Source organism: Sorangium sp. So ce834, assembly GCF_051521425.1.
Lineage (GTDB): Bacteria > Myxococcota_A > Polyangia > Polyangiales > Polyangiaceae > Sorangium > Sorangium cellulosum_D.
On sequence record NZ_CP150351.1, the window covers coordinates 1,826,126 to 1,844,867 of the forward strand.

General features: G+C 73.3%; 17 protein-coding genes. 6 read left to right on the plus strand and 11 right to left on the minus strand.

Annotated features, from left to right (window positions below; all coding sequences use genetic code 11):
- Nucleotides 1-257 precede the first annotated feature (257 nt).
- From WMF20_RS06685 to WMF20_RS06695, 3 genes are all read right to left on the minus strand, one after another.
- Nucleotides 258-914, minus strand: coding sequence for a hypothetical protein (locus WMF20_RS06685; protein WP_437611682.1), 657 nt, complete (start codon nucleotides 912-914; stop codon nucleotides 258-260).
- A 329-nt stretch (nucleotides 915-1,243) separates the two neighbouring features.
- On the minus strand, nucleotides 1,244-2,158 hold the full coding sequence (locus tag WMF20_RS06690; protein WP_437611684.1) for a hypothetical protein: 915 nt from the start codon (nucleotides 2,156-2,158) through the stop codon (nucleotides 1,244-1,246).
- A complete protein-coding gene (locus tag WMF20_RS06695; protein ID WP_437611686.1) occupies nucleotides 2,131-3,114 on the minus strand; it encodes a ferritin-like domain-containing protein in 984 nt (327 codons plus the stop codon). The genes WMF20_RS06690 and WMF20_RS06695 overlap by 28 nt, the downstream gene beginning before the upstream one ends.
- 621 nt (nucleotides 3,115-3,735) lie before the next feature.
- Between WMF20_RS06695 and WMF20_RS06700 the strand changes: the two genes are divergently transcribed.
- Nucleotides 3,736-4,113 (plus strand): DUF2325 domain-containing protein, encoded by a 378-nt coding sequence (locus WMF20_RS06700; RefSeq protein WP_437611688.1) that lies wholly within the window; start codon nucleotides 3,736-3,738, stop codon nucleotides 4,111-4,113.
- Nucleotides 4,114-4,255: 142 nt separating this feature from the next.
- On the opposite strand, the gene WMF20_RS06705 is transcribed toward WMF20_RS06700, so the two are convergent.
- Nucleotides 4,256-4,474, minus strand: coding sequence for a hypothetical protein (locus WMF20_RS06705; RefSeq protein ID WP_129573568.1), 219 nt, complete (start codon nucleotides 4,472-4,474; stop codon nucleotides 4,256-4,258).
- 42 nt (nucleotides 4,475-4,516) lie between these two features.
- Nucleotides 4,517-5,125, minus strand: a complete 609-nt coding sequence (locus WMF20_RS06710) for a PH domain-containing protein (protein ID WP_437611690.1) — start codon at nucleotides 5,123-5,125, stop codon at nucleotides 4,517-4,519.
- 170 nt (nucleotides 5,126-5,295) lie between these two features.
- Here WMF20_RS06710 and WMF20_RS06715 point away from each other — a divergent pair, with 170 nt between their 5' ends.
- Complete coding sequence (locus WMF20_RS06715; RefSeq protein ID WP_437611692.1) at nucleotides 5,296-5,868, plus strand: hypothetical protein; 573 nt, start codon at nucleotides 5,296-5,298, stop codon at nucleotides 5,866-5,868.
- 47 nt (nucleotides 5,869-5,915) lie between these two features.
- On the opposite strand, the gene WMF20_RS06720 is transcribed toward WMF20_RS06715, so the two are convergent.
- The 6 genes from WMF20_RS06720 to WMF20_RS06745 form a co-directional block, all read right to left on the minus strand.
- A complete protein-coding gene (locus tag WMF20_RS06720) occupies nucleotides 5,916-6,179 on the minus strand; it encodes a GIY-YIG nuclease family protein (RefSeq protein WP_437611694.1) in 264 nt (87 codons plus the stop codon).
- Nucleotides 6,176-8,512 (minus strand): tetratricopeptide repeat protein, encoded by a 2,337-nt coding sequence (locus WMF20_RS06725; protein ID WP_437611696.1) that lies wholly within the window; start codon nucleotides 8,510-8,512, stop codon nucleotides 6,176-6,178. Before WMF20_RS06725 ends, WMF20_RS06720 begins: the two co-directional genes overlap by 4 nt.
- A gap of 11 nt (nucleotides 8,513-8,523) precedes the next feature.
- Complete coding sequence (locus WMF20_RS06730; RefSeq protein ID WP_437611698.1) at nucleotides 8,524-9,372, minus strand: SDR family oxidoreductase; 849 nt, start codon at nucleotides 9,370-9,372, stop codon at nucleotides 8,524-8,526.
- A 130-nt stretch (nucleotides 9,373-9,502) separates the two neighbouring features.
- Entirely contained in the window at nucleotides 9,503-12,016 is a 2,514-nt protein-coding gene (locus tag WMF20_RS06735) for a TIM-barrel domain-containing protein (RefSeq protein WP_437611700.1), read from the minus strand.
- A gap of 355 nt (nucleotides 12,017-12,371) precedes the next feature.
- Entirely contained in the window at nucleotides 12,372-13,181 is an 810-nt protein-coding gene (locus WMF20_RS06740; RefSeq protein ID WP_437611702.1) for an SDR family NAD(P)-dependent oxidoreductase, read from the minus strand.
- A gap of 181 nt (nucleotides 13,182-13,362) precedes the next feature.
- Nucleotides 13,363-13,683 (minus strand): hypothetical protein, encoded by a 321-nt coding sequence (locus tag WMF20_RS06745; RefSeq protein ID WP_437611703.1) that lies wholly within the window; start codon nucleotides 13,681-13,683, stop codon nucleotides 13,363-13,365.
- Between the two features lie 452 nt (nucleotides 13,684-14,135).
- Here WMF20_RS06745 and WMF20_RS06750 point away from each other — a divergent pair, with 452 nt between their 5' ends.
- Genes WMF20_RS06750 through WMF20_RS06765 form a run of 4 tightly spaced genes read left to right on the plus strand, consistent with a single transcriptional unit; the run spans nucleotide 14,136 to nucleotide 18,692 of the window.
- Nucleotides 14,136-15,107: an ABC transporter ATP-binding protein gene (locus tag WMF20_RS06750; RefSeq protein ID WP_437611705.1), complete on the plus strand. Its 972-nt coding sequence runs from the start codon at nucleotides 14,136-14,138 to the stop codon at nucleotides 15,105-15,107.
- Nucleotides 15,104-16,225: an efflux RND transporter periplasmic adaptor subunit gene (locus WMF20_RS06755; RefSeq protein WP_437611707.1), complete on the plus strand. Its 1,122-nt coding sequence runs from the start codon at nucleotides 15,104-15,106 to the stop codon at nucleotides 16,223-16,225. Before WMF20_RS06750 ends, WMF20_RS06755 begins: the two co-directional genes overlap by 4 nt.
- Complete coding sequence (locus tag WMF20_RS06760; protein WP_437611709.1) at nucleotides 16,222-17,448, plus strand: ABC transporter permease; 1,227 nt, start codon at nucleotides 16,222-16,224, stop codon at nucleotides 17,446-17,448. The genes WMF20_RS06755 and WMF20_RS06760 overlap by 4 nt, the downstream gene beginning before the upstream one ends.
- A complete protein-coding gene (locus tag WMF20_RS06765) occupies nucleotides 17,445-18,692 on the plus strand; it encodes an ABC transporter permease (RefSeq protein WP_237245117.1) in 1,248 nt (415 codons plus the stop codon). Before WMF20_RS06760 ends, WMF20_RS06765 begins: the two co-directional genes overlap by 4 nt.
- Nucleotides 18,693-18,742 lie beyond the last annotated feature (50 nt).

An 18,742-nucleotide genomic window follows, 5' to 3' on the forward strand; every position in this document is an offset into this window, starting at 1 on the left:
AATTCAGCTCGCGCGCGCGAATTCTGCATGAGTGCGTGCCTTCCTTCCTCTGGATTCGAGTCTCGATGTGGGCGTTGCGCGAGCAAGTTACGGGAAGACCTCTTGTTAAAGCCTCAACGTTTTGGTGGTGATTCGGTGTCCTTTCCATGATGTGCCGCTGGCGCTCGATGTGGCATGATGGCGACGCCGAGGACGTCTGTCCGGCCCTGGGAGGCACCCTCGCCAGGCCGGCACGTGGTGCTCGGCGCGGCGGCGTGTCAATACAGATCTCCTGTACACCGGACGGCGAAGCTCCCCGACTCGCCTCGTGTGCAGGCCGGCGCGCTGGAGCAATCGCCTTCGCGGGGATCGGCGGCGGCGGCGGCCAGGCAGTCGCAGGACGGCTCTGCCATGCAGGTGGTCGGTATCTCCTCACACGTCCTCCGCGTCGGTATCTTGAAGAGCTCGTCGTGCGGATCCTCGACGCTCTGGCAGTATTCGGAGGCCGCGTCGCAGAAGTAGCTGCCGCAGGCGATCGTCCCTGGCGGCGCGGCGCCGCTGCACTCCTCGCCGCTCCCGATGCTCACGCCGGCCCGCGCGGCCTCGCAGGCGTTCGCGTAGACGCGCCCATCGCACGCGCAGACCTCCCGGGGCGTGGCGGTGTCGCACGACGTGGGGCGCGGCTGGCAAACCCCGTAGTTCCCGGGGACGATGCCTCCCTCGCCGCAGTCGCCCGGCGGGTACACGCAGACCTGGTCCGGGGTGCACGTCGCGCCGCCGCACGGCCCCGGCTCCGCGCCCGCTCCCTCCGGCCCGCACGCCGCGAGCAGCGCGGCGATGGCCGCGGCGCTCGCGAGCGAAAGCGCCCTGCGCCGCCCCTCGGTCGCGCGACGCCGCGCTGGCCGCTGCGCTCCTGTCCTTGCCGGAAGACTCATGTCGATCCCTCCTCTCGCGCGCTCATCGCGGCCGATCGCCGGGAGCGCGCGCTGACCGGCGCCGCGCCGTCCCTCTCTCATGAGATCAGAGACGACCGGGGGACGAGCTGCCAGCGCGGTGCTCGGCTGCGTCGTGTACAGCGAAATGGATCGAGAACGTCGTGAGGATGCCAGGAGAGCCCGGAGATCCGCCATCGCGGCGTTCCCGGCGTCTCGACGGTTCGTCTCGTCGTCGGAGCACCGCTATAGAGGAAGCGGCCGATCTCTTGTGCAACAAGTCGGTGTCGGGATCGGAGCGCGGCCTCCGCGGGGTGTCCGTCGCGCGCCGGTCACTCGAGGTCGGGCCGGGCGCTGCCCATGCCGATCGCCCACGCCATCGTGTACCGCGCGTTGATCTCGCAGCGGGGATTCCAGCGCAGGCCCCCGCGCTCGTCCTCCCAGCGGAAGGCGTCGATCCCGAAGGGCCCGAAATAGCCCGCGCCGGCGAGCGCCTCGCCCGCCTCGAGCGCGGCCTCGACGAGCCGCCGGCGCTCGTCGCCGTCGAGGTCGCCCTCGCCGGCGAGCCCGGCGCCGAGGTAGGCCCCGCGGTCGTCGCAGCGCTGGACGCAGGGGGCGCCGAGGCGGACCGCGCCGCCGCGGGCGACGTGGCCGTGCAGCGAGAAGTCGCCGCGGCGCTCGACCCAGGGCTCGACCTGCAGGCCGCTGTCCGGGGAGGCGGGGTCGAGCGACGCGACCGCCCAGGGGCGCGCGTCGGGCGGCAGGGCGCCGCGGGCGACCCGTCGGCGGCCGCGCCCGGCGAAGCCGAACGGCCGCTTGAGCAGCCAGTGGCCGGTCGGCGTGGGCGCGGCGATCGCGGCCTCGAGCTCGGCCAGGGTGACGACATGGCGCGCGCCCGGCAGCGTCTGGCCGAGGTCCGCGCAGAACCTCCGGTGGTTGACGCGGCGGAGCACCTCGAGCGGCGGCGCGTCCGCGAGGGGGACGCCGGCGCGGCCGAGGAGGCGCTGGGCGCGGGGCGTGGGGCACCACGCGCGGCCGACGAGCGCGGTGCCGGGCGGTGCTGGCGGCACCAGCGGCGCGGGGAGGTCGGGGCTGAGCACGACGTCGCCGGGGCGCAGCAGGGCCACGACCCGGCCGGCGAGCTCCGGAGCCCGGCCGGCGACCGCGGCGCGAGGGGTGTACCCCGCCGGGCGGGCGAGCTCCTCGTCGGCGTCGAAGTTCAGGACCCAGGCGCTCGCTCGGTCCATGCGGCCAGCGCGTCGAGGAACGGCTCGGAGAGGCCGGACCGGGTCCGGTCGCGGCGGTTCATAGGCTCGCCCCGCATGAGCAGCGGCGAGAGGGGCGGCGGGATGTGGCGGACCCACGTCTCGAAGTCGCCCGGCGGGTGGGGCGATGCGCCGCCCGGCGGGTGCGGCGATGCGCCGCCCGGCGGGTGCGGCGATGCGCCGCCCGGCGCCTGGGTGAAGCGGCGGAACCAGCGGACCCCGAAGCGCACGTGCGGGATCTCCTCGGCGCAGACCCGCTCGGTGAGCGCGGCGCCCTCGTCGTCGCCGATGGCGCGGAAGCGCTCGGCGAAGCGCGCGGTGTGGTCGAGGTTGCCCCCCTCGAGGCCCATCCCCATCACCGCCACGAACTGCGCCGGCGACGCGGCGGCGGGCACCCGCGACCAGAACCAGTCGCGCACCGGGAAGTCGCCGAAGCGGTGGCCGATCGCGGCGAGGTAGGCGGCATAGAGCCGCATGTGGCGCACCTCGTCGAGGGCGATCCGGACGAGGCCGCCGCGGAACGCGCGCGGCGTCTCCGGGAAGGCGAGCAGCGCCCAGGCCATCAGCTCTGCGGCCTGGAGCTCGTGGTGCATGAACGCGTGGAAAAGCTGCGCGCGTCGCGCCGGGTTGCGCAGCGCCTCGGGCCCCGGGCTCTTCGACGCGCGCGCGGAGATGCGCAGCTCGGCGGGCCGGCCCGGGCGCGCGATGCGGCGTGGCGGCGCGGGGTCGGGCTCCCAGACCGACGGCACGGGCGGCGGCTCGAGCTTGTGCGCGAGATCGGTCGCGAGGACGTAATCCCAGGCCCAGCGCTCGACGGTGCCCTGCGGAGGCGGCTCGACGGTGCCCTGCGGAGGCGGCTCGACGGTGCCCTGCGGAGGCGGCTCGACGGTGCCCTGCGGAGGCGGAAGCGGGTCGCTGGGCGGCGCGGCGGGAGACATGATGGCAGGGCAGGGGGGGTGCTGCTCCCTACCACAGCTCGAGGTCGCCGGCGGTCGCCGTCGCGTGTGTCCGGAGCGCGCCCGCGATTGTTAGTGTTGCAAACTAATCATGTTGCGCCCTGCTCCCCGCCGAGCCTGGCCACCGCCCGCGGGCGCATCCGCCGCGCGCAACCGGGACGGCATGTAGGTCTGTCTCGGTGCTCGTGGATGTCCCTGGACCGAGGGACGGCCTTGCGGCGCTGTCGAGCTTCGGCGGGCGCTCGCGGTCGTCCCCTGTCTTCCGGATCCTCGCTGACCGCACCGCCGGCGGCTGCTGTGAACGGGAATATTCCCCGATGCTCGCGACTGCAGGGCAGCGTCCGGTCGTCACGCGCGCCATGTCACGATGACAGAGGCCTCCGCGATGCGGCGACATTCTGCCGGGGAATAGACCCGGACCGCGAGATTTGCGCGGCAATGCCCGCTCGAGGAGCGTGGCTCCATGGGAGCTCTCTCTGGGGCGCGGCGCCTCTCGCGCGCTCCTCATGTCACGGTGACAAGAGGCCTCCCGGGGCAACGACAATTTGCCTGGGAATAGAGCCCGATAGCGAGGATTCCGCCGAAAATGGCGCGCTGGAGAGCGTGGCTTACGGTTTGCTCCAGGGGGATCGCATGAAGGCGCAGCGGTGTTCCCAGGCGGTCGACAGGAAGCGCGAGGAGCAGACGGTGCTGGTCATCGGGGGCAGCGGCGGCATGTCCAGCCGCTACCGCGATGTGGTCGAGAAGCACGGCTGGTCGCTGCGCCATTACGAGAACCGCGTGCCCCCGGGCGCGCGCCACGGCGCGGGCAAGGTGGCGCTCATCGTGATCATGGTGACGATGGTCTCGCATGCGCTGCGCGATCAGATGCAGACCCTCGCGACGGACGGCGCCCCCGTCGTGTACCTGCGCAGCGCCTCGGTCTCCGCGCTGCGGGCCGCGCTCGAGCAGCGGGTGGCGCTCGAGCAGCGGGCCGCCTGACGAGGGGCGCCGCGCGCTGGAGAGGGACACCGCGCGCTGGAGAGGGACACCGCGCGCTGGAGAGGGACACCGCGCGCTGGAGAGGGACACCGCGCGCTGGAGAGGGGCGCCGCGCGCTGGAGCGAGCCGCTCCGGGGCGCCCTCAGCGCACGCCGACGAGGCGCTGCATGAGGCGCTGGAACTCGGGAACCGAGAGATCGATGTGCTCGACGACGCGGCCGTAGAGCGTGGCCGTGGGCACGTTGCGGCCGTTGAACTCCCGCTCGAGCTCGGAGAGCTTCCAGAGGATGATGCGCTCGGCGCGCGTCAGGCCGTCGCGCACATCCGGAAGATCGTCGAACGGGGATCGCCTGGAAGACATGGTAGGGGCTCCTCTCTGGCCTGCGCCGGCGCGAAGGCCGCGCTACTGCACGACCCCGAGCACGCGCTGCTGGCGCGCGAGCTCCGCCGCGTTCTTGAGCGCCTCGAACAGCTCGCGCGACGCCGGAAGGCCCCGGATCACGAGCTCCGGATCGCTCGCGTCCCGCGTGAACACGCGGATCTCGGCGATGTCGAGCAGCCGCTCCATGAACGTCTGGCGGAGGTCGAGGTCGTGCACCCGCCAGAGCTGGAGGGTCTCGACCCGACGCGTGAGCAGGCCGGCCTCATAGTCGATCGTGCGGTCGGTGATCTTGTAGCGGAGGCTCTTGCGCTTCCAGTGCAGGATGCCGAGCCACACGAGGCCCACCAGCACGAGCGAGAGCACGCTCGCGGCCACGTAGGACCAGAACCACGCCTTCCAGCTCGGCGCCCCCTCGAAGAGGACGCGCGCCCCGCCCGGCGCGGCGGCGAGCGCGCCGGGCGCAGGGGAGGCCGCGCCAGGCGCAGGGGAGAGCGCGCCGGGCGCGGGGGCGAGCGGCGCGGCCAGGGCCGCGGCAGCCGCAGGCGCTCGTTCTTCGAGCATGCTGCCGCAGAAGCGGCACTTGATCGCGGCGTCCTGGATCTGCTCCGCGCAGAAGGGGCACGGTTTCACGCCGGCGATTGTAGTACGGCGCCCGCCGGCGGACAGCGCGCCGACGACCACGCCCGCCGGTTCTGCGGAGCGCCCGACCGACGCGATTGCATCTGCCCGGGACCCTGGTCAGGATCCGCCGCACCCGGCACGCGACGGGCCTGGCGATGGCCGCCCGGTGGAGCGACTCGATGAGCAACGTCAAGGGCAACGCGCTGGGGGGGTTCAAGAACTTCGTGACCGCGCAGCACGGCGCTGCCGGCGTGGAGCGGTGGCTGGAGGGCCTGAGCCCGCAGGAAGCCGCGCAGGTCGGCGGCATCATCCTGCCGCACGGCTGGTACCCGGTGGGCCTCTGGAACCGCCTCACCGACCGCTACATGACGCTGTTCGGCGGCGGCCATCCGCAGTGCTTCCGGCCCGTGGCCAGCGCCATCGCCGAGGAGGACCTGCATCGGTTCTTCACGGTGCTGCTCAAGGCCGCGTCCCCCGCCACGGTGCTGCGCAGGTCCGCCTCGCTGTGGGAGCGCTACTTCGACGAGGGCACGATGGAGGCGAGCGAGGTCGCCCCGAAGCGCTTCACGGTCCGCCTCACCGCGTCGCGGCTCCCGGACCGCGGCCCCGGGCCGATCACCTGCTCGGTGGGCATCCCGGTATGGCAAGAGCGGCTCATGTCCCACATGGGCGCCCGGGAGGGCCGCTGCCTGCACACCCGTTGCCGCTTCCGCGGCGCCAAGGCCTGCGAGTTCGACGTGTCGTGGGGGTGACCGCGCCGCGAGGGCGCGCTCGCTCGGGCGCTGGACGGGGCGGCCCTTCACCGAGCGCTCCCGCTTCCGGCGGCGAGCGCCTCTTTCCCCGCGCGCCCGAGCCGCCGGATGGCCGCCTCCCGCCGCAGGGCCTCGCCCTTGTCGGCCGCGGACTCCACGTGGACCAGCGCGAGCGGCCCCCGGCCGCGCGTGTACCGCGCCCCGCGCCCGGCCGCGTGCTGGGCCAGGCGCGCCTCCACGTCGCGGGCGATGCCCGTGTACAGCGACCCGTCGCCGCAGCGCAGGATGTACACGTGCCAGGCCGCGGTCACTCCTTCGGCCCCTCGTTGTAGCCGCGCGGCCGGTATTTCGGATCCACCCCCCCGTGCTTCGCGCCGTTGTCGAGCGTGTCGACCGCGAGGTACGCGAGCCACGTCCCCGGGTGCTCCTCCGCGAGCTGCCGGAGCTCCGCCTCGTGCGCCGCGAGGCGCTGCTCGTCGTGCAGGCACTGCAGCGCGAGCGCGATCAGGCTCAGCTCGTTCGGGCCGAGCTCCATGCCGCGCCGGTAGTGCGGGAAGGCCTCGTCAGCGCGGTGCATGCGGCAGAGCGTGTCGCCCGTGTACACGTGGGCCATCGGCCAGGTCGGGGCGAGCTCCACCGCGATCTCGCTCGAGGCGAGCCGGGCCGGGAGGTCGCCGCGGGCGCCCTTCATGACCGAGTAGTTGAGGTGCGCCTTGGCGCTGTTCGGGACGGCGTCCTTCGTCGCCGCCCAGAAGTCGAGATCGTTGCGGTAGTCCATCGCGTGCCGGTAGGCCTGCAGGCACTGGAAGCCGAAGAAGAGCGCGAACAGCGCCGGCGTCAGCCACGCCCGCCACGACCAGCGCCTGCGCGGCGCGAGGGTCGTGCCCGCGAGCGCCTCGTGCAGCCACGAGAACGCGACCGCGAGGACCAGCGACGAGCCGATGGCCGGGAAGTACCAGAAGCGCTCGGCGCGCACCGTCGGCAGGACGACCGGGATGTTCGAGTGCGGGAAGTAGCTGACCACGACCCAGGTCAGCCCGATCGCCAGGAGGCACAGCCCCGCGTAGCCGCGGCGCAGCGGCACCCAGGCGCTCCGGTCCGCGGTCGCGGGGCAGGGCAGGGGGCGCCCGCCCTCGACGAGCAGCCCGAGGCCGAGGAGCAGCGCGGGCAGGAACGGCAGCGGCCAGAGCACGAGCGGCAGCGCCCGGAGCAGCGGGACGCGCCCCGCCGGGCGGAGCACGTGCCAGTCGTACGCGGCGAGCGCGGCCGCCGCGCCCGCGAGCAGGGCCCCGGCGAGGAGCAGCGACCACCGCCGCGACGTCGCCTGGCCGCCGTCGACAAGGAAGGCGGCGCGCACCGAGCGCCGCTCGCGCCGCTCGAGGTGCTCGCGGCGGAGGGCCGCGATCCAGAGGGCGAGCGAGCCGAGCGGGGGCAGCGCCATCAGCGCGGCGCCGGCGACGCTGCCGAAGAAGACCAGCCGGTCGGGCGCCGGCTCCTGCGGGTACGAGTAGTCGCCGCTGAGCGTCCACGGGAACACGACCTGGGTGAGGCCGCGCCAGTAGACGCGCAGCGCGCCGGCGATCCGGTGCGGGGTGTCCGCGGTGCTGAGCGGGTTGTTGAGCGGATCGCGCGGCAGGGGCGCCTGGTGGAACCAGACGAGCAGGTCGTGCAGCGCGCGCTTCGCGAGCGGCGTCCCCTCCGGGAGCGGCGCCGCGAGCTCGGCCGGCATGGGCGCCGGGAACCAGCGCCGCCGGAGCTCGACGTACAGCACGAACGCCGCGCCCGCGGCGAGCAGGGCGAGGAGCGACCGGACGAGCCGCGCCGGCCGCGTGGGGTGCGTGAGCGGCGCCGCGATCAGGGCGGCGAACGGGATCAGCGGCACGCAGACGAGCGCGCTCTCCTTGGAGAAGAGGCCGAAGAGCACGGCCGCGAACACGCCGAACGGCATCGCCCACGCGGGCAGCGCCAGGGCGGCGAGGGCGGCGATCGCGCCGAGGCCCCCGAGCACGTCGGCGATGCCCACGATGCCGCTCACCGCCTCGGTGAGCACCGCGCAGCCGACGAAGATGAGCCCGGCGAGGTAGGCGAGCCCGCGCCTGCGCGTGAGCCAGAACGTGACGCACGTGAGCAGCGCGGCGTTCGCCGCGTGGAAGAGGACGTTGTAAAAGTGATGGAAGAACGGCTGCTTGGTGACGGCCCAGACGGTGCGCCAGAGGAAGTTCGGCAGCGGGCGGTAGGAGCCGACGCTCCGGTCGGGCGGCAGGCCCCAGAAATCGCGGTGGATCGCGTCGATGAAGCGGAGCCCGCCCTTCGCGTTCACGTACGGGTTGGCGAGGAGCGCCTCCTGCTCGTCGAAGATGTAGTTCGTCGACGGGGCGCGCGTGAAGAGGATGATCGCGATGACGGCGAGCGGCGCGGCCGCGGACAGGAAGGTCGGGTCGAGCGCGAGGAAGTAGTCGCGCACGCGCCGGGCGACGCGCCCGAGCCAGGTGGGCGGCTCGGCCGGCGGCTGCGCGGACGACGGCGGCGCGGACGACGGCGGCGCGGACGGCGGCCCGAACGGCGGCGCCAGGGCGTCGGAGAGCGCGCCGGAGGTGGGCTCCGGTGCGGCTTGGCCGGCGGCGGACGGGGGCGGGTAGGTCACGCCGCGCCCCTTCAGCCCTTGCCGTCCGGCGGAGCGCCCGGCGCGCCCTCCGGCTCGGGGATGGACCAGATGTCGCCCCAGAGCGGCTGGCCGCCGTCGATCCCGTAGACCGCGCCGGTGATGAAGTCGTTCTGGTCGCTCGCGAGGAAGACGATGAGCCGCGAGACCTCCTCCGGGGTGGCGAGGCGCTTGAGCGGGGTGGCGCGCCGCGCGAGCTCGAGGAGCTCGTCGCCGTACTGCGACGTGCCGCTCGATCGGATGTTGCTGCCGGGGGCGACGGCGTTGACGCGGATGCCGTGCGCCGCCCACTCGACGGCGAGCGACCGGGTGAGGTTCTCGACGCCCGCGCGCGCGGCGCCGGTGTGGGCCATGCCCGGGAAGCCGCGGCTCACCGACGCGGTGACGTTCACGACGCGGCCGCGCCGGGCCGGGATCATCGCCCGCCGCGCGACCTCGCGGGTCATGAAGAAGGTGCCGTTCAGGTTGTTGCGGACGACCGCCTCCCAGCCCTTCGGGGTCATGTCGACGGCGGGGCTCGGGAACTGGCCTCCGGCGTTGTTCACGAGGACGTCGATACGGCCGAAGCGCCCGAGGACCTGGCCGACGAAGGCGGCGATCTGCTCCGGCTCGCGGATGTCGCAGGGCGCGGCGAGCACGTCGGCCTCGGCGACGCCGTCCTCGGCGAGCGCCTTCGCGGCCGCCTCGAGCTTGTCGGGCTTGCGGCCGCAGATCGCGACCTTGGCGCCGAGAGACGCGAGCTCGCGCGCGCACGCGAGGCCGATCCCGCTGCCCCCGCCCGTGACGAGGGCGACCTGATGGCCGAAGAGTCCTGGGGCGAAGATCGAGCGCGCCTGGGTCACGCTCCGCGTTTACAACGGGTCAGCGGGCGGCGCCACAAGCTGGCGGTCCCGGGGAACCCCGGCGTTCCCCCGGGGAACCCCGGCGTTCCAGGCAGAACGGCGGCGCGGCGGGCGGCGCCCCCGGACGCGCTCACGGCCGGAGCCGGAGCACGTCCCAGCGCACGCGGCGCGCGGGGCCGCCCTTCGCGGTGAGCGTGACGTCCTCGAGCGCGATCTCCGAGCTGTCGGCGAGCTTCGAGGTGGCGCGGAGGCGCTCCACGCCGCCCTCGCTCGTCGCGAGGAAGCACGACGCGCACGCCTCGATGGTGGCCGCGCTCGCCTCCTCGAGGGCGCCCGGGTTGCCCTGCTCCGCCCCGCGCGACGCCTCGAGCGTTGTGCCGTCGGCGAGCGTCAGGCGCGCGCGCCCGCCGGGCCGGAGCGCCACCAGGACGTCGAGCCGGTCGCTCACCTGCTCGAGCGTCACCACCGACGGGTCGGTCGCGGGCGCCAGCGTGTCGATGCTCGGGTCGAGCAGCGGGAGGATCTGCTCCGAGACGAGCAGGAGCGGCAGCTTCTCGAGCGGCGCCGGGATCACCTGCTCGCGGCCGCCCGCGTAGGCCGTGAGATCGTCGAGATCGACATACTCGGCGCCCGGCGGCAGCCACGCCGTCTTCGAGGTCTCGCCGCGCCGCACCACCGGCGCCACGTAGAGGGCCGGGCCCAGGTAGTACGCGTCATCGACGGACCACGCCGCCGGGTCGCGCGGGTGCAGCAGGAACGGGTGCATCGAGAGCGGCTTGCCGCTCTTCGCCGCCTCCTGGGCCAGCGTCATGAAATACGGCAGGAGGCGCGTGTGCAGGCGGGCGTACTTCGCATAGACGTCCTGGGTCTCCTGGTCGTTCCAGAGCTTCCATTTCGTCTTCTTCGTGACCGGGTTGGAGCACGCGTCCTGTTCCATCATGATCGGCGACGCGGCGCCGAGCTGGACCCACCGGAGGAAGACCTCCTTGTCGTTGGGAGCGCTGGTGATGCACTTGAACCCGGTCACGTCGCTGCCCCAGTAGGGCACGCCCGACATGGACAGGTTGAGCCCGCCGCGCACCGCCGACGGGAGCCCCTGGGTCTCGTCGAAGGTCGCCTCGGCGTCGCCGCCCCAGACCGCGGGCACGAACGCCTGGGTCCCGCGGTAGCCCGAGCGCACGAAGAAGAGGTAATCGCCGGGGCGCTCCTCCTCCAGGAGCTCGTGCGCCGCGCGCGCCGAGAGGACCGGGAACTCGTTGTGGACCTCGGCGCCGCGGCGGCCGTCGTGGAACACGGCGTCGTGCGCCGTGTACTCGCCGAAATCGTGCATCCAGCCGTCGTACCCGAGGTCGAGCGTGCGGCGCAGGAGGTCCTTGTACCAGGCCACCGCGTCGGGGTTCGTGAGATCGACCGCGGCCACCGTGAGGAGCTGGCCGGAGATGAAGGTGGTGAGCGAGGGCTCGCCGTCCGGGCCCTTCACGAGGAAGCCATGGTCCTTTGCGTAGGTGTAGTCCGCCTCGGCGTTCGGCGCGTTCTCGGCGATGTAGGGGTTGTTGTAGGCCATGACCTTGTAGCCGGCGGCGTGCAGGTCGCTCGTCCACTGCGCGAGCTCGGCTTCGACGCCGAGGTGCGAGAGCGCGGGGAGGAAGTGGAGGGCGTCGTCGATCCCCGTGATCGGGATCTTGCGCTGACGCATGAGGAGGTATTCGTCGACCCCGTCGATCATCGATCCTCGGTTGACGCGCCGCCGCGGGCCGAACACCCACGGCGCGGGCACGGGGGGGCGCCCGGTGTCCTCGGTGTAATCGGCGATCGCCGCGAGCGGCTCGGATCGCACGTAGATGGTGGTCGCGAACGAAGGCGCGTCGACGGCCAGCCGCCACGCGTCGCTCGCCTCGCTGCCGAGGTGGACCTCGCTCCGGAACGTGGTGTCGACGTGGACGGCGTAGCCCTGGCTCGAGAGGAAGAACGGCACGGGGAAATAGGTCATCGAGGGGCCGTTCGGATACGGATTGCCCGGCCCCGCGGGCGCGTCCTCGCCCTGGCCGAGGCCGCCCTCCTCCGCCCACGCGTAGAGCGATTGGCCCCGGTGATCGACGGTCGCGAAGCGCTCGCCCAGGCCGTAGAAGTGCTCGTCCTGGCGGAGCGCGAACGAGAGGCTCGTCTTGTTCAGCGCGATCGGCTCGCCCTGGTCCTCGGCCTCTCGGGCGTCGAGCGCGAGGCGGACGCGCGGGCCCTCCAGCGACACGTCGAGCGTCAGGAAGAGCCCGTCGCGGGCGAGATCGAGCGTGGCGCCGTCGCTCCGCTCCGCGCGGACCGTCGCGTGGGCGGCGCGCCGCCAGGGGCCCTCGATCGGCGTGAATTCGTCCCAGCCGGGCAGGAAGCCCGCGCGGTGGACGGCCTCGTCGATCGTGGCCGCGGGGCCGCCGTAGGCGCCGTCTCCGGCCCCCTTCACGGTCGCGAGCACGGTGTTGCCCTCGGCGTCGAGGATGCGCAGCGCGAAGGGCGCGGTGTTGATCTCGACCGCGGCGTCGGGGGACTCGAACCGGAGCAGCCTGTCCTCGGGCCCCGGAGGCGCCGTGGAGCTGCACGCGGGCAGGAGCAGGGCGACGAGGGCGAGGGGCGGAGGGAGCGGCGAACGCATAGGAGATGCCACGATACCAGAGGTCGGCGCGGTCCGACGCACACGCGACGATCCGGAGGCGCGATGAAGCGAGCGCCCCTCCACGACGCCAGGTATCTGCCCGTATTGCCGGAAGAAAAGGCCTCTCGAGCGAGCCCGCTCTCCTTACCTGCTCTCCGGAAGACGAGGTGATCTCATGAGTTGGATCACATCGATTTTCGAGAACCCGGGCTCTCGCATCTTGCGGTTCATCCCGGGGGCATGGAGCAGGTAGGACAGAGCGCCGTCATGCCGGCGCCCTGCGCGCGCGGCCGTGCGCGAGCGGGAGCTCGCCGACCTGCGCCTCGTCAGCCCGCCGTGGCCGGCGCGCTCCGGATCAGTGCACCTTCCGCGTCAGCCGGGGCATGACGACGTCCTGGAGCAGCTCGGGCAGGGCTCGCTTCACCCGCCACATCCACCGGCCGTCGCGGTGGGGCACCGCGTACAGGCGGCCGGCATCGACCGCCTCGATGGCCTGCCGCGCCACGTAGTCGGCCTGGACGCCCTTGCGCCCCATGAGCTTGCGGGCGGCCTCCCGGGTGGCCTGATCGAACCCGCGTCCGCTCTCGACGATCTGCGTCTTGAAGAAGGTCGGGCAGAGCACCGTCACGCCGGCGCCGTACGGGGCGAGCTCGAGCCGCAGCGTCTCGGAGAGGGCGACGACCCCGGCCTTGGTCACGCAGTACGAGGCGGCGCCCGGAATGGAGAGGAAGCCGGCGGCGGAGGCGATGTTCAGGAAGTGCCCGCTCCTCTGCTCCTTGAAGCGCGGCGCGAACGCGTGGCAACCGTGGATGACGCCCCAGAGGTTGACGCCCATGACCCACGCCCAGTCCTCGAGGGGGGTCTCGCCGACCTGCCCGCCCGCGGACACGCCCGCGTTGTTCACGACGAGATCGACGCCGCCGAGGGCGCGATCGGCCTCGCCCACGAGCGCGGCGACCTCATCGCTGCGGCTCACGTCGCAGCGGACGGCGTGCGCCTCGCCGCCGGCGCTGGCGACGAGGCGCGCCGTCTCCCGGGAGCCTTCCTCGTTCAGGTCGGCGAGGAGCAGCTTCGCCTGACGGCCCGCGAGCTCGACGGCGAGCGCGCGGCCCAGGCCCGAGGCGGCGCCGGTGATGACGGCGCGGGGGTGCTTGGGGAGGGGCATGGCGCATGCGCATACCACGGAGGCTCTCGCACGCGCGAGCCTCCGGCGCGCGCAGGGAGCGGGCGCCCGCCACGGCTCGTCCCTCGCACGTCGACGACAAAACAAGGCGCCAAGCGCGCCAGAGGAAGACCGCGCTCCCCTGGCGTCCTTGACGCCTCGTCGATTCGACCGCTGGAGCGCGTCAGGCGCTGCCGCGCGTGCCGCCCTGGCCCGCGCGCCCGCCGCCGCTCAGCCGCTGGCCGAGCAGCTGCTTCGCGCGCTCCGCGAGCCGCAGCTCCTCCTGCCGCACCTCGCCGAAGAAGGAGGCGAGCTCCTGATCACCTTGCTTCTGCGCGTCCTGAACGTACTTCGAATAGGTCTCTGCGCCCTGGAGAGCATGGTAGAGCACGCTGACCAGGTTGTAGTCCTTGTCGGGGATAACGCTGCTCTCGCTGCGGCCTTCCTGTAGACCCGAGCCCTGCTGTCCCTGCGCGCCGACTCCCTGCTTCTGCTCGTTCGCCATTCCAACCTCCTCGATTCCCCCCCAGCGCGGCCGGGGCAATGCAATCGGGAGGCCGCCCAGCGGAAAGCTTGCCGCGACGAGGGTTCGCCGCTGCCGGCGGGATCGCGCTGCGCCGCGCGTCGCGTTCTGCCACAGCAGGCGGACGCTCGCGCAGGATTGCACCACTCGGCGATCGCGCCCTCCCGCTCAGGCCGCCGCGGGCGCGCTCGATGCAGCCTGCGCCGGCGCGCCGGGCGCGCCGTCACTGGGCGCGCCACTGCGGGCGGTGTCGCCCTCCCGTCGCGCCCGTGCGCTTCGGTTGCTTCGCTGCCGCAGTTCGCCTACGCCTCACCCCGACGAGCGGCCCTCACGGCACGATGGCGGGAGCAACGAGCTGGGGCCTCAGGCCCGCACCGGGAGAACCCAGATCGCGCGCGCCGGGGACGCCGCGCCGTCCGCCTCCGAGGACCCCCATGTCTCCACTCGTGAAGCTCGAGGCGATCACCAAGGTCTACTGGATGGGCGAGGTGGAGGTGCAGGCGCTCCGCGGCGTCTCCCTGGAGCTCTCCCGGGGTGAGATGGTCGCCATCATGGGCGCCTCGGGGTCGGGCAAATCGACCACGCTGAACGTCATCGGCACGCTCGACCGGCCGACCGCCGGGCGGTACCTCCTCGACGACGAGCCGGTCGAGGAGCTCGACGAGGTCGAGCTCGCGCGGCTCCGCAACCGCAAGATCGGGTTCGTCTTCCAGTCGTTCAACCTCCTGCCGCGCGACAGCGCCCTCGCCAACGTCGAGCTGCCCATGGTCTACGCCGGCGTCCGCCCGGCGGATCGGCGGGAGCGGGCCGCGCGCGCCCTCGCGCGCGTCGGGCTCGCGGACCGGTCGCACCACCTGTCCGGCGGCCAGCAGCAGCGCGTGGCCATCGCCCGCGCCATCGTCAACGAGCCGCCGCTGCTCCTCGCGGACGAGCCGACCGGCGCGCTCGACTCCGCCACCACCCAGCAGGTCATGGAGCTCTTCTGCGCCCTCCACGCGCAGGGCATGACGGTCATCGTCGTCACCCACGACGCCTCGATCGCCGCCTATGCGACGCGCGTCGTCACGTTCCGGGACGGCGCCATCGTCGAGGACACCGGCCCTCGCGGCCGGCGCGCGGACGTCCCGGCGCCGCCCCTTGGACCGTCGTCATCGGTTCCTGGACCGTCGTCATCGGTTCCTGGACCGTCGTCATCGGTTCCTGGACCGTCGTCATCGGTTCCTGGACCGTCGTCATCGGTTCCTGGACCGTCGTCATCGGTTCCTGGACCGTCGTCATCGGTTCCTGGACCGTCGTCATCGGTTCCTGGACCGTCGTCATCGGTTCCTGGACCGTCGTCATCGGTTCCTGGACCGGCATCGTCGCCTCCAGGACGTGGCTCGGCGCCTCCCGGAGGCCGCTCGTGAGCGCCCGGCGGCGGCGGCGCCTCTGGCCGTGGCTCATCGCCGCCCTGGCGCTCGCCGGGGTCGGCGCCGTCGTCGTCGCCAAGGCCGGCGGCGGCGCCCCGCCCATCGACCCCGCGCTCGTGGTGACCGCGAAGCGCGGCGACCTCGCCGTCGACATCCTCGAGACCGGCCGCATCGAGGCCCGCGAGAAGGTCGAGATCAAGTCCAAGGTCGCCGGCCAGGTCGCCGAGGTGCTCGCGGACGAGGGCGCCCGGATCGGAAAGGACCAGCTCCTGCTCGTGCTCGACCCGACCGACAACGCGCGCGAGGTCGCCCGCGCCGAGGCCGAGCTCGCGCGGGCAAGGGCCGCCGCCGCCTTCGCCAAGCGCGTCGTCGAGCGGCGGACCGCCGGCGTCGAGGCCAGCGTCACCCCCTCGGAGGACCTCGACCTCGCCAAGCACGAGCTCGCCGAGAAGACCATCGCCGTCCGGCTCGCCGAGGTCGCGCTCAGCGCCGCGCGGGACCAGCTCCGCTACACGAAGATCTACTCGCCCCTCGCCGGCACCGTGATCAAGCGCAACATCGAGCCCGGCGAGGTCGTCACCCCGGGGGTGCAGTCGACCTTCGAGGGCAAGGCGCTGCTCACCGTGGCCGACCTCTCGACGCTCGTGGTCAAGGTGGACCTCAACCAGATCGACGTCGCCAAGGTCGCGCCCGGACAGCCGGCGACCCTGACGCTCGACGCCCTGCCCGGCAAGACGTACGCGGCCAAGGTCACAAAGATCGCGCCCGCCTCGGTGAAACTCGAGGGGCGCGAGGTCGACGTCTTCCCGGTCGAGGCCGAGCTCTCCCAGGTCGACGACCTCATCAAGCCCGGCATGACCGCCGACGTGCGCATCCGGCTCGACAGCAGGCCCGGCGTGGTCTCCCTGCCGATCGAGGCCGTCTCCGCCGAGGGCGGCAAGCAGCTCGTCACGCGCGTCGTCGACGGGCCCGACGGCAAGCCGACCACCGAGCAGGTCGAGGTCGCGCTCGGCGCGCGCAACGACCGCGAGGTCGAGATCCTGAGCGGCGTCCCGGAGGGGGCCCGCGTGCTCATCAACCCGCCCTCCGCGGCCGAGAACGAGACGAAGATGTGAGGTGGGCCGTCTACCTCGCGATCGCCGCGAAGGCGCTCTCGGCGCACAAGCTGCGGTCGCTGCTCACCGTCCTCAGCATCACCCTCGGCGCCTTCGCGATCGTGCTCATGACCTCGCTCGCCGAGGGCGGCCTGCTCACGCTGAGCCGCGGCATCGAGCAGCTCGGCGGGGCGCGGCTCATCCTCGTCGCGCCGAAGGAGCCGGTGCGCGCCGAGCGCAAGAAGGCGATGTACGTCGCCGGCTTCACCCGCAAGGACCGCGACCGGCTCGCGCGCGGCGTCCCCCACGTCGCCGAGCACACCCTGTACGCCATGCTCGGCTCGCGCGACGTGACCTCCGACGAGGGCGCCGAGGACCGCACCGATCTCGTCGCGGCCGACAGCGGCTTCCTCGACGCCTTCCGGATGCCCGTCGGCCGCGGCCGCGCGTTCTCCGACGAGGAGGACCGCCGCCGCGCCCGGGTCTGCGTCGCCGGGCCCAAGCTCGCCGCGCGCCTCTGGCGCGGCGACCCGATCGGCCGGTGGGTCACGGTCGGGGCCCTGCGCTGCCGCGTCATCGGCGTCCTGGCCGCGAGCGAGCGGATGGGCGTCAACTTCGGCTTCAGCTGGGATGACCTGCTCGTCGCCCCGATCGACACCGCCGCGGACGTCGAGAAGGACGTGCGCACCTCGGCGCTCCTCGTCCTCAAGACCGACGACGTCCGCAACAACGACCCGGTGAAGCGCATCGTCAACGCGCTCCTCGTCGAGCGCCACCATGGCGTCGACGACTTCACCCTCTTCGATTTCAGCAGCATCATGCGGCAGTTCGAGGCGATGTTCGCCACGATGAAGGCGATCGTCGGCCTCATCGCCGGCGTCGCGCTGCTCATCGGCGGCGTGGGCGTGATGAACATGATGCTCGTCAGCGTCTCCGAGCGCGTGCGCGAGATCGGCATCCGCAAGGCGCTCGGGGCGGCGCCGGGCGACATCAGCGCGCAGTTCCTGTGCGAGGCGGCGCTGCTCTCCGGCGCGGGCGGCCTGCTCGGGGTCGCCGGCGGCGCGCTCGCGGCCGGGGTCGCCTCGTCGATCATCCGCCGCTTCTCGCCGGCGTGGGTCGGCGCGATCTCGACGACGGCGGTGATCGCGGCGCTCCTCGTCTCCTCCGGCGTGGGCGTCGTGTTCGGGTGGCTGCCGGCGCGGCGCGCGGGCCGGCTCGACCCGGTGGCGGCGATGCGGCGATGAGGCTCGGCGACCTCCTCCACTCCACGCGCGCGGTCGTGGCCGACCGCACCCGCGCCGCGCTCACGCTGCTCGGCGTCATCATCGGCACCGGCTCGATCGTGCTGCTCGCCTCGCTCCTCGCCGGCGGCGAGGAGGCGCTGCTCCGGGCGAGCCAGCAGGCCGTGGAGGCCGACCTCATCCAGGTCCACCCCGCCGAGGTGAGCGTCAAGGACCGGCGGCGCACCCGGCGCGACCTCTCGCGGGACGACGCCCGCGCGCTCGCCGGGTCGCGCGCCCTCGGCGGCGCCTCGGCCCTGAGCGAGTCGGCGCGCCCCACCGAGGCCCGCGCCGGCCGCAAGAAGAAGCGCGTCACGCTCGTCAGCGCGACGCCGGCGGCGCCCGCGCTCTACGACCTCGAGCTCGCGGCGGGCCGGTTCCTCGGCGAGGCGGATCTCGCGGGGCGGCGGCGCGTGTGCGTCGTCGGCCACGAGGTCTGGGCCGAGCTCTTCGGCGGCCCTCCCGCGCGGGCCGCGCAGGCCGAGCCGGTCCACATGACGGCCGACGGCCACGTGTGGACCGTGGTCGGCGTGCTCAAGGACCGGCCGATCCTCGGCTCCACGGACGACACGAACATCTGGAACCGCAAGGTCCTCGTCCCGGAGACGACCTACGACGCGCTGTACGCGCCGGCGCACAGGACCGAGCGCATCTACGTCCGGCAGGATCCGCTCGCGGCCGTCCGGTCGCCGCTGGCCGCGCTCCGCGGGGTCATCGACGCGACGCTCCTGCGCCGCCACCACGGGGTGAAGAACTTCAAGATCGAGGACAAGGACAGCCACGCCCAGGAGATGCTCGTCCTCGACATCATCAAGATGCTGCTGCTCAGCACCGGCGTCGTCGCGCTGATCGTGGGGGGCATCAACATCATGAACATCATGCTGGTGACCGTGACCGAGCGGACGCGGGAGATCGGCGTCCGCCGCGCGGTCGGCGCCTCGCCCCGCGCCATCCTGTTGCAGTTCCTGTGCGAGGCGGCGGCCGTCTCGCTGCTCGGGGGCGCGCTCGGCGTGCTCTCGGGCGTGGGCCTGTCGTGGCTCGCCGGCGCGCTGCTCGCGCAGCTGGTCGGCCGCTGGGCCTTCCACGTGGAGGTCTGGTCGATCGCCCTCGGCCTCGGCCTCTCCGTCACGATCGGCGTGGTGTTCGGCTTCTACCCGGCCTACCGCGCCGCGCGCCTCGATCCGATCGAGGCGCTCCGCGCCGAGTAGCGCTCCCGCCCGGTGGGCCGCGAGGCGCGATGCGCCGCGGCCTCGCGCCC